Raw genomic sequence first — 12,084 nt, forward strand, 5'->3', positions numbered from 1 at the left:
TGATGACGGCGGTGACCTACTCTCCCACACCCTCCCGAGTGCAGTACCATCGGCGCGGGCAGTCTTAGCTTCCGGGTTCGGAAAGGGACCGGGCGTTACCCTGCCGCTATAACCACCGTCAAACCAGTCAGGCACTCCATACACACCATGCCATAGCGTGGTAGCCCTGAATCGTATAGCAGACGCGAAACACGTTTCCCACAAAAAAGAAAGTAATCATAGGTGGTCGGCCATTAGTACCGGTCAGCTCCACCCCTCACAAGGCTTCCACCCCCGGCCTATCAACCCCATCATCTCTAGGGGGCCTCACCCACAAAAAATTGTGGCTGGAGAACTCATCTCGAAGCAGGCTTCCCGCTTAGATGCTTTCAGCGGTTATCCCTCCCGAACGTGGCCAACCAGCAATGCCCCTGGCGGAACAACTGGCACACTAGAGGTTCGTCCGTTCCGGTCCTCTCGTACTAGGAACAGCCCTTCTCAATTCTCCTACGCGCGCAGCGGATAGGGACCGAACTGTCTCACGACGTTCTGAACCCAGCTCGCGTACCGCTTTAATGGGCGAACAGCCCAACCCTTGGGACCTACTCCAGCCCCAGGATGCGACGAGCCGACATCGAGGTGCCAAACCATGCCGTCGATATGAACTCTTGGGCAGGATCAGCCTGTTATCCCCGGGGTACCTTTTATCCGTTGAGCGACGGCGCTTCCACAAGCCACCGCCGGATCACTAGTTCCTACTTTCGTACCTGCTCGACATGTCTGTCTCACAGTCAAGCCCCCTTGTGCACTTACACTCACCACCTGATTACCAACCAGGCCGAGGGAACCTTTGAGCGCCTCCGTTACCATTTAGGAGGCAACCGCCCCAGTTAAACTACCCACCAGGCACTGTCCCGGACCCGGATCACGGGCCACAGTTAGACATCCAGCACGACCAGAGTGGTATTTCAACAACGACTCCACAACAACTAGCGTCACTGCTTCACAGTCTCCCACCTATCCTACACAAGCCGAACCAAACACCAATACCAAGCTATAGTAAAGGTCCCGGGGTCTTTCCGTCCTGCTGCGCGAAACGAGCATCTTTACTCGTACTGCAATTTCACCGAGCTCGTGGTCGAGACAGCGGAGAAGTCGTTACGCCATTCGTGCAGGTCGGAACTTACCCGACAAGGAATTTCGCTACCTTAGGATGGTTATAGTTACCACCGCCGTTTACTGGGGCTTAACTTCCCAGCTTCACCCACAACGTGGGCTAACCAGTCCGATTAACCTTCCAGCACCGGGCAGGCGTCAGTCCGTATACATCGCCTTACAGCTTCGCACAGACCTGTGTTTTTGATAAACAGTCGCTTCTCCCTAGACTCTGCGACCCCCAACCCCTAGCCCGAAAAAGGCTTCAAAGCGAGGGCCCCCCTTCTCCCAAAGTTACGGGGGCATTTTGCCGAGTTCCTTAACCACGATTCACTCGCTAGCCTTAGTATGCTCTACCCAACTACCTGTGTCGGTTTCGGGTACGGGCGGCCCGGACCTCGCGTCGATGCTTTTCTCGGCAGCACAGGATCATCCTACTTCCCAGTCAAAACCAGTCACCATCAGGCCTCACCCACACGCCCCACGGATTTACCTGAGAGACGGGCTGCGCCCTTAGACGTGCCAAGCCATTAGGCACGCGGAACTACCACTCTGCGTCACACCTGTTAATACGCTTGCAACCCACACTTAGGACCCTGCGACTCCACCACCACCACACCCCCCAAAAAAATGGAAAGCATGACAACAGCTTCATGGCAGTTAGCATCAACGCGGGCTACACTGACGGTCCTACGCCGGTACCAGAATATGAACTGGTTACCCATCGACTACGCCTGTCGGCCTCGCCTTAGGACCCGACTAACCCAGGGCGGACAAACCTGCCCCTGGAACCCTTAGTCATACGGCCGGTGGGATTCTCACCCACCACTCGCTACTCATGCCTGCATTCTCACTCGCACCCAGTCCACGACCCATCACCAAGCCGCTTCACCCCAAGCACGACGCTCCCCTACCCAACAAACAAAAATTGTTGCCGCGGTTTCGGCGGTGTACTTAAGCCCCGCTACATTGTCGGCGCGGAACCACTTGACCAGTGAGCTATTACGCACTCTTTCAAGGATGGCTGCTTCTAAGCCAACCTCCTGGTTGTCACAGCAACTCCACATCCTTTCCCACTTAGCACACACTTAGGGGCCTTAACCGGCGATCTGGGCTGTTTCCCTCTCGACAATGGAGCTTATCCCCCACAGTCTCACTGCCACGCTCAACCTTGCAGCATTCGGAGTTTGGCTGACGTCAGTACCCCGGTCGGGGCCATCAGCCATCCAGTCGCTCTACCACCACAAGACACACGCAACGCTGCACCTAAATGCATTTCGGGGAGAACCAGCTATCACGGAGTTTGATTGGCCTTTCACCCCTACCCACAACTCATCCCCCAGGTTTTCAACCCTGGTGGGTTCGGACCTCCACACGCTCTTACACGCGCTTCACCCTGGTCATGGGTAGATCACCCCGCTTCGGGTCTAGAACATGCAACTCAAACGCCCTCTTCAGACTCGCTTTCGCTACGGCTACCCCACACGGGTTAACCTCGCCACATGCCACTAACTCGCAGGCTCATTCTTCAAAAGGCACGCCATCACCCCACAAAAAAGGCTCTGACGGATTGTAGGCGCCCGGTTTCAGGCACTATTTCACTCCCCTCCCGGGGTACTTTTCACCATTCCCTCACGGTACTATCCGCTATCGGTCACGACAGGTATTTAGCCTTACCAAGTGGTCTTGGCAGATTCACACGAGATTCCACGAGCCCCGTGCTACTCGGGAACACACCCACGCAGCCACACCAATTTCATCTACACGGCTATCACGCACTACGGCAGGCCATCCCAGACCCTTCAACTATCAGCATGGTTTATCACTACGCCCACCCACGTCGGTGAGTAGAAAAATGCGTCCCACAACCCCTCATATGCAACACCCGACGGCTCTCACACACACAAGGTTTAGACTCCTCCGCTTTCGCTCGCCACTACTCACGAAATATCTCTTCCAGCAGGTACTAAGATGTTTCACTTCCCCGCGTCACCACCCACCCCCTATCAATTCAAAAGGCAGGCGACCCGAAACAACTCGAGCCAGGTTCCCCCATTCGGACACCCTCGGATCACAGCTCGCTAGTCAACTCCCCGAGGCATATCGCAGACTGCAACGTCCTTCTTCGGCCCATCGTGCCAAGGCATCCACCGAACGCCCTAAAACACCTACAAAAAACTCAACAAAAACACGCACACAACCAACCAAAAAAAGGCCAGTCACGCACACGCAAAATTGCAGAAAAATGCTCGCGTCCACTATACGATTCACAACCACCACACCAACACCACACAACCAACCCCACAACAAGGCCAGCCACGCAGGCAGCACAGGCACCAAGTACCCAAGAGCCCAACAGTGTGCCAAACACCCCACCCACAACAGGCAGAAACCCCACACAAACATGAGGCCGTTCGCAGTTTCCAAAAAAAACAACCACGCAAAACACCAGGCCCAACACAGACCCAGCAACGCAGCTCCTTAGAAAGGAGGTGATCCAGCCGCACCTTCCGGTACGGCTACCTTGTTACGACTTCGTCCCAATCGCCAACCCCACCTTCGACCGCTCCCCCCAAAAGGTTAGGCCACGGGCTTCGGGTGTTGCCAACTTTCGTGACGTGACGGGCGGTGTGTACAAGGCCCGGGAACGTATTCACCGCGGCAATGCTGATCCGCGATTACTAGCGACTCCGACTTCACGAGGTCGAGTTGCAGACCCCGATCCGAACTGAGACCGGCTTTCAGAGATTCGCTCCACCTCACAGTATCGCAACCCACTGTACCGGCCATTGTAGCATGCGTGAAGCCCAAGACATAAGGGGCATGATGATTTGACGTCATCCCCACCTTCCTCCGAGTTAACCCCGGCAGTCTCTCGTGAGTCCCCACCATAACGCGCTGGCAACACGAGACAAGGGTTGCGCTCGTTGCGGGACTTAACCCAACATCTCACGACACGAGCTGACGACAACCATGCACCACCTGTACACCAGCCAAAAAGGCACACACATCTCTGCATGCTCCCGGTGTATGTCAAGCCTTGGTAAGGTTCTTCGCGTTGCATCGAATTAATCCGCATGCTCCGCCGCTTGTGCGGGCCCCCGTCAATTCCTTTGAGTTTTAGCCTTGCGGCCGTACTCCCCAGGCGGGGAACTTAATGCGTTAGCTACGGCGCAGAACCCCGGAAAAGGGCCCCACACCTAGTTCCCAACGTTTACAGCGTGGACTACCAGGGTATCTAATCCTGTTCGCTACCCACGCTTTCGCTCCTCAGCGTCAGTAATGGCCCAGTGACCTGCCTTCGCCATCGGTGTTCCTCCAGATATCTGCGCATTCCACCGCTACACCTGGAATTCCAGTCACCCCTACCACACTCAAGCCTGCCCGTACCCACTGCACGCGCGGAGTTAAGCCCCGCGTTTTCACAGCAGGCGCAACAAGCCGCCTACGAGCCCTTTACGCCCAATAATTCCGGACAACGCTCGCGCCCTACGTATTACCGCGGCTGCTGGCACGTAGTTAGCCGGCGCTTCTTCTGCACATACCCTCCACACGCAAAAAACGTGCCTTGTTCTGTACCGAAAGAGGTTTACAACCCGAAAGCCTTCATCCCTCACGCGGCGTCGCTGCATCAGGCTTGCGCCCATTGTGCAATATCCCCCACTGCTGCCTCCCGTAGGAGTCTGGGCCGTATCTCAGTCCCAATGTGGCCGACCACCCTCTCAGGCCGGCTACCCGTCACCGCCTTGGTAGGCCATCACCCCACCAACAAGCTGATAGGCCGCGAGCCCATCCCCAACCGAAAAAACTTTCCAACCCCCACCATGCGGTGAAAGAAGAATATGCAGTATTAGACCCAGTTTCCCAGGCTTATCCCACAGTTGAGGGCAGGTTACTCACGTAATACTCACCCGTTCGCCACTCGAGCACCCAACCAAAAAAGGAAGGGCCTTTCCGTTCGACTTGCATGTGTTAAGCACGCCGCCAGCGTTCGTCCTGAGCCAGGATCAAACTCTCCACAAAAAACAAAAAATGGAAAGCCAAACCAGCTCTCAAAAAAACAACACCCAACCAGAAAAAACCAGCCAAGCATCGACCCCCACACCAGCAGAGGATTTAACAAAAAAACAAACCAACAGAAAAAACTGTCAGTCCACCACAAACAATGTCCAACACACTATCAAGCACCCAAACACCACACCCACACCCCAAATCTAAGAAACAAGATCTTAGCTCCAGAAGAGGCGAGACTCAACTTTAGTAGATCTTGGAGCTCCTGTCAAACTTGAACTCTGTGACCTACGCTATTTAGTTGAACGGCCGGAGCGAGAACCAACTTCCATTTCTTCGGAAGTTCATTGCTCTCTCGCGGCAACGAGTAAATACATTACTGTCGGATTTTCGCTCACGCAAATTAAAATTCGGTGATCGTGACCACGCAATTTTTCTGGGCGAATACGGAAGCCCTACTGCACCCCTCGCTCTTGGCAGAGAAATGGCAGTAATCCGGGCTTACCGAGAGACCCGCCGAAGCGTCATCGCGGTGACTACGTTCCAGATAATGCATTCCTTTATGCCTACGCTCACGTTGCATGGCCGTGCGAATGCCTGGATTAGCAAGCGGTGCATCCTACATTTTCGTGCCCGCGTTCTCCCTCAAATCTCTACCGACCTCTGGTCGGAACACAATAAGGTTCTCGCGCATTCGAGATTTTCATGTCCCGATACTCCGTTGAGCGAGCGCTGCCCTTTGTACACCGGACTCACTCGCGTTGCCCTTCGTGCCCCGAAGCAACTTGCGCGGCCCTTTAGGCATTTGACTCGCTGGCGCTACCTTTTGTGCACCTAACTGGCTATGCGCCTGCCCTCCCCTAGATTTCAAATATCAATATGCGCACGCCACCGCCTCTTCCAGCCGGATTCTCGACGTTTCCAGGTAATTTTCGTGATTTTCAACTTTGGCCTCACAATTTCCTGTGGTCTCGGCGTCGTACCTCAACCAGAACAAATGAGGCCCAAGACTAAACCTTCGGAACCCAAATTGGATGGGAGTCCCCGTAGTGATTTTCGACGACGAAAATCCTCAAGGCCATAGTTCCGCAGCGCCGTTGAATTTCACACGACAACATCGTCACGGCGTTTAGCACGCACACGCGCTGTTACCGCCTCCGCCAACCGCGCTAAACCACGACGAATTGAAAAGCGGTCCCAGCGAAACGGAAGCAGCTGAACCATGAAACACAAGAAGGAGATGCCTCGAACTGGGAGGCGTTGAACTGGACACCACCAACACAGAATGCTCTCTAGTCGGAACCGGCCGATTAAGCGGCACCGAACCGGGAAATCACACTCTCTACCTAGCGAGCATCGACCCCGGGCTTTGCCGGCAGGCACGGATCCGGAAAGTAAACCTGGCAACTTCGGCCTCGGAGCCCGGCTACCCCAAAAATCCTCTAGAAGTGCCCTTGCCTTGCGGATGCCGCTCGCCGCGCCACGAGGTGTGTTGTGTGTTGTGGTTGTTTGGGGGTATGCGGGAACGGGACCTGTCACCGAATAGGCTATCAACCTATCGGAACAGATCCCGTTCACTCTTTTTATTCACGAATGATGACGGCGGTGACCTACTCTCCCACACCCTCCCGAGTGCAGTACCATCGGCGCGGGCAGTCTTAGCTTCCGGGTTCGGAAAGGGACCGGGCGTTACCCTGCCGCTATAACCACCGTCAAACCAGTCAGGCACTCCATACACACCATGCCATAGCGTGGTAGCCCTGAATCGTATAGCAGACGCGAAACACGTTTCCCACAAAAAAGAAAGTAATCATAGGTGGTCGGCCATTAGTACCGGTCAGCTCCACCCCTCACAAGGCTTCCACCCCCGGCCTATCAACCCCATCATCTCTAGGGGGCCTCACCCACAAAAAATTGTGGCTGGAGAACTCATCTCGAAGCAGGCTTCCCGCTTAGATGCTTTCAGCGGTTATCCCTCCCGAACGTGGCCAACCAGCAATGCCCCTGGCGGAACAACTGGCACACTAGAGGTTCGTCCGTTCCGGTCCTCTCGTACTAGGAACAGCCCTTCTCAATTCTCCTACGCGCGCAGCGGATAGGGACCGAACTGTCTCACGACGTTCTGAACCCAGCTCGCGTACCGCTTTAATGGGCGAACAGCCCAACCCTTGGGACCTACTCCAGCCCCAGGATGCGACGAGCCGACATCGAGGTGCCAAACCATGCCGTCGATATGAACTCTTGGGCAGGATCAGCCTGTTATCCCCGGGGTACCTTTTATCCGTTGAGCGACGGCGCTTCCACAAGCCACCGCCGGATCACTAGTTCCTACTTTCGTACCTGCTCGACATGTCTGTCTCACAGTCAAGCCCCCTTGTGCACTTACACTCACCACCTGATTACCAACCAGGCCGAGGGAACCTTTGAGCGCCTCCGTTACCATTTAGGAGGCAACCGCCCCAGTTAAACTACCCACCAGGCACTGTCCCGGACCCGGATCACGGGCCACAGTTAGACATCCAGCACGACCAGAGTGGTATTTCAACAACGACTCCACAACAACTAGCGTCACTGCTTCACAGTCTCCCACCTATCCTACACAAGCCGAACCAAACACCAATACCAAGCTATAGTAAAGGTCCCGGGGTCTTTCCGTCCTGCTGCGCGAAACGAGCATCTTTACTCGTACTGCAATTTCACCGAGCTCGTGGTCGAGACAGCGGAGAAGTCGTTACGCCATTCGTGCAGGTCGGAACTTACCCGACAAGGAATTTCGCTACCTTAGGATGGTTATAGTTACCACCGCCGTTTACTGGGGCTTAACTTCCCAGCTTCACCCACAACGTGGGCTAACCAGTCCGATTAACCTTCCAGCACCGGGCAGGCGTCAGTCCGTATACATCGCCTTACAGCTTCGCACAGACCTGTGTTTTTGATAAACAGTCGCTTCTCCCTAGACTCTGCGACCCCCAACCCCTAGCCCGAAAAAGGCTTCAAAGCGAGGGCCCCCCTTCTCCCAAAGTTACGGGGGCATTTTGCCGAGTTCCTTAACCACGATTCACTCGCTAGCCTTAGTATGCTCTACCCAACTACCTGTGTCGGTTTCGGGTACGGGCGGCCCGGACCTCGCGTCGATGCTTTTCTCGGCAGCACAGGATCATCCTACTTCCCAGTCAAAACCAGTCACCATCAGGCCTCACCCACACGCCCCACGGATTTACCTGAGAGACGGGCTGCGCCCTTAGACGTGCCAAGCCATTAGGCACGCGGAACTACCACTCTGCGTCACACCTGTTAATACGCTTGCAACCCACACTTAGGACCCTGCGACTCCACCACCACCACACCCCCCAAAAAAATGGAAAGCATGACAACAGCTTCATGGCAGTTAGCATCAACGCGGGCTACACTGACGGTCCTACGCCGGTACCAGAATATGAACTGGTTACCCATCGACTACGCCTGTCGGCCTCGCCTTAGGACCCGACTAACCCAGGGCGGACAAACCTGCCCCTGGAACCCTTAGTCATACGGCCGGTGGGATTCTCACCCACCACTCGCTACTCATGCCTGCATTCTCACTCGCACCCAGTCCACGACCCATCACCAAGCCGCTTCACCCCAAGCACGACGCTCCCCTACCCAACAAACAAAAATTGTTGCCGCGGTTTCGGCGGTGTACTTAAGCCCCGCTACATTGTCGGCGCGGAACCACTTGACCAGTGAGCTATTACGCACTCTTTCAAGGATGGCTGCTTCTAAGCCAACCTCCTGGTTGTCACAGCAACTCCACATCCTTTCCCACTTAGCACACACTTAGGGGCCTTAACCGGCGATCTGGGCTGTTTCCCTCTCGACAATGGAGCTTATCCCCCACAGTCTCACTGCCACGCTCAACCTTGCAGCATTCGGAGTTTGGCTGACGTCAGTACCCCGGTCGGGGCCATCAGCCATCCAGTCGCTCTACCACCACAAGACACACGCAACGCTGCACCTAAATGCATTTCGGGGAGAACCAGCTATCACGGAGTTTGATTGGCCTTTCACCCCTACCCACAACTCATCCCCCAGGTTTTCAACCCTGGTGGGTTCGGACCTCCACACGCTCTTACACGCGCTTCACCCTGGTCATGGGTAGATCACCCCGCTTCGGGTCTAGAACATGCAACTCAAACGCCCTCTTCAGACTCGCTTTCGCTACGGCTACCCCACACGGGTTAACCTCGCCACATGCCACTAACTCGCAGGCTCATTCTTCAAAAGGCACGCCATCACCCCACAAAAAAGGCTCTGACGGATTGTAGGCGCCCGGTTTCAGGCACTATTTCACTCCCCTCCCGGGGTACTTTTCACCATTCCCTCACGGTACTATCCGCTATCGGTCACGACAGGTATTTAGCCTTACCAAGTGGTCTTGGCAGATTCACACGAGATTCCACGAGCCCCGTGCTACTCGGGAACACACCCACGCAGCCACACCAATTTCATCTACACGGCTATCACGCACTACGGCAGGCCATCCCAGACCCTTCAACTATCAGCATGGTTTATCACTACGCCCACCCACGTCGGTGAGTAGAAAAATGCGTCCCACAACCCCTCATATGCAACACCCGACGGCTCTCACACACACAAGGTTTAGACTCCTCCGCTTTCGCTCGCCACTACTCACGAAATATCTCTTCCAGCAGGTACTAAGATGTTTCACTTCCCCGCGTCACCACCCACCCCCTATCAATTCAAAAGGCAGGCGACCCGAAACAACTCGAGCCAGGTTCCCCCATTCGGACACCCTCGGATCACAGCTCGCTAGTCAACTCCCCGAGGCATATCGCAGACTGCAACGTCCTTCTTCGGCCCATCGTGCCAAGGCATCCACCGAACGCCCTAAAACACCTACAAAAAACTCAACAAAAACACGCACACAACCAACCAAAAAAAGGCCAGTCACGCACACGCAAAATTGCAGAAAAATGCTCGCGTCCACTATACGATTCACAACCACCACACCAACACCACACAACCAACCCCACAACAAGGCCAGCCACGCAGGCAGCACAGGCACCAAGTACCCAAGAGCCCAACAGTGTGCCAAACACCCCACCCACAACAGGCAGAAACCCCACACAAACATGAGGCCGTTCGCAGTTTCCAAAAAAAACAACCACGCAAAACACCAGGCCCAACACAGACCCAGCAACGCAGCTCCTTAGAAAGGAGGTGATCCAGCCGCACCTTCCGGTACGGCTACCTTGTTACGACTTCGTCCCAATCGCCAACCCCACCTTCGACCGCTCCCCCCAAAAGGTTAGGCCACGGGCTTCGGGTGTTGCCAACTTTCGTGACGTGACGGGCGGTGTGTACAAGGCCCGGGAACGTATTCACCGCGGCAATGCTGATCCGCGATTACTAGCGACTCCGACTTCACGAGGTCGAGTTGCAGACCCCGATCCGAACTGAGACCGGCTTTCAGAGATTCGCTCCACCTCACAGTATCGCAACCCACTGTACCGGCCATTGTAGCATGCGTGAAGCCCAAGACATAAGGGGCATGATGATTTGACGTCATCCCCACCTTCCTCCGAGTTAACCCCGGCAGTCTCTCGTGAGTCCCCACCATAACGCGCTGGCAACACGAGACAAGGGTTGCGCTCGTTGCGGGACTTAACCCAACATCTCACGACACGAGCTGACGACAACCATGCACCACCTGTACACCAGCCAAAAAGGCACACACATCTCTGCATGCTCCCGGTGTATGTCAAGCCTTGGTAAGGTTCTTCGCGTTGCATCGAATTAATCCGCATGCTCCGCCGCTTGTGCGGGCCCCCGTCAATTCCTTTGAGTTTTAGCCTTGCGGCCGTACTCCCCAGGCGGGGAACTTAATGCGTTAGCTACGGCGCAGAACCCCGGAAAAGGGCCCCACACCTAGTTCCCAACGTTTACAGCGTGGACTACCAGGGTATCTAATCCTGTTCGCTACCCACGCTTTCGCTCCTCAGCGTCAGTAATGGCCCAGTGACCTGCCTTCGCCATCGGTGTTCCTCCAGATATCTGCGCATTCCACCGCTACACCTGGAATTCCAGTCACCCCTACCACACTCAAGCCTGCCCGTACCCACTGCACGCGCGGAGTTAAGCCCCGCGTTTTCACAGCAGGCGCAACAAGCCGCCTACGAGCCCTTTACGCCCAATAATTCCGGACAACGCTCGCGCCCTACGTATTACCGCGGCTGCTGGCACGTAGTTAGCCGGCGCTTCTTCTGCACATACCCTCCACACGCAAAAAACGTGCCTTGTTCTGTACCGAAAGAGGTTTACAACCCGAAAGCCTTCATCCCTCACGCGGCGTCGCTGCATCAGGCTTGCGCCCATTGTGCAATATCCCCCACTGCTGCCTCCCGTAGGAGTCTGGGCCGTATCTCAGTCCCAATGTGGCCGACCACCCTCTCAGGCCGGCTACCCGTCACCGCCTTGGTAGGCCATCACCCCACCAACAAGCTGATAGGCCGCGAGCCCATCCCCAACCGAAAAAACTTTCCAACCCCCACCATGCGGTGAAAGAAGAATATGCAGTATTAGACCCAGTTTCCCAGGCTTATCCCACAGTTGAGGGCAGGTTACTCACGTAATACTCACCCGTTCGCCACTCGAGCACCCAACCAAAAAAGGAAGGGCCTTTCCGTTCGACTTGCATGTGTTAAGCACGCCGCCAGCGTTCGTCCTGAGCCAGGATCAAACTCTCCACAAAAAACAAAAAATGGAAAGCCAAACCAGCTCTCAAAAAAACAACACCCAACCAGAAAAAACCAGCCAAGCATCGACCCCCACACCAGCAGAGGATTTAACAAAAAAACAAACCAACAGAAAAAACTGTCAGTCCACCACAAACAATGTCCAACACACTATCAAGCACCCAAACACCACACCCACACGCTA

The 12,084-nt window shown here is 55.3% G+C and carries 1 protein-coding gene and 6 rRNA genes; 1 reads left to right on the forward strand and 6 read right to left on the reverse strand.

Translation table 11 applies throughout. The features are described 5' to 3' along the window. Positions 1-3: 3 nt before the first annotated feature. The 3 genes from rrf (BN2664_RS00240) to BN2664_RS00250 all read right to left on the reverse strand — a co-directional run bounded on the left by rrf (BN2664_RS00240) (position 4) and on the right by BN2664_RS00250 (position 5,157). Positions 4-120, reverse strand: a 5S ribosomal RNA gene (rrf, locus tag BN2664_RS00240). Between the two features lie 94 nt (positions 121-214). Then, a 23S ribosomal RNA gene (locus tag BN2664_RS00245) occupies positions 215-3,308 on the reverse strand. Between the two features lie 311 nt (positions 3,309-3,619). Beyond that, positions 3,620-5,157, reverse strand: a 16S ribosomal RNA gene (locus BN2664_RS00250). A 9-nt stretch (positions 5,158-5,166) separates the two neighbouring features. Here BN2664_RS00250 and BN2664_RS09105 point away from each other — a divergent pair. Continuing rightward, positions 5,167-5,352 (forward strand): hypothetical protein, encoded by a 186-nt coding sequence (locus tag BN2664_RS09105; RefSeq protein WP_155856661.1) that lies wholly within the window; start codon positions 5,167-5,169, stop codon positions 5,350-5,352. 1,390 nt (positions 5,353-6,742) lie between these two features. On the opposite strand, the gene rrf (BN2664_RS00255) is transcribed toward BN2664_RS09105, so the two are convergent. From rrf (BN2664_RS00255) to BN2664_RS00265, 3 genes are all read right to left on the reverse strand, one after another. Further along, positions 6,743-6,859: ribosomal RNA gene (gene rrf / locus BN2664_RS00255) — 5S ribosomal RNA — on the reverse strand. 94 nt (positions 6,860-6,953) lie between these two features. Then, a 23S ribosomal RNA gene (locus BN2664_RS00260) occupies positions 6,954-10,047 on the reverse strand. A gap of 311 nt (positions 10,048-10,358) precedes the next feature. Next, positions 10,359-11,896, reverse strand: a 16S ribosomal RNA gene (locus BN2664_RS00265). Together the 16S, 23S and 5S rRNA genes form the textbook arrangement of a ribosomal RNA operon. Positions 11,897-12,084: the final 188 nt, after the last annotated feature.

This window comes from Actinobaculum massiliense (assembly GCF_001457435.1).
Taxonomy (GTDB): domain Bacteria; phylum Actinomycetota; class Actinomycetes; order Actinomycetales; family Actinomycetaceae; genus Actinobaculum; species Actinobaculum massiliense.

Excerpts from the sequence above, each read along its gene's own strand:
- BN2664_RS09105 (WP_155856661.1), top strand. The coding sequence starts at position 5,167 with ATGGAAAGCCAAACCAGCTCTCAAAAAAACAACACCCAACCAGAAAAA.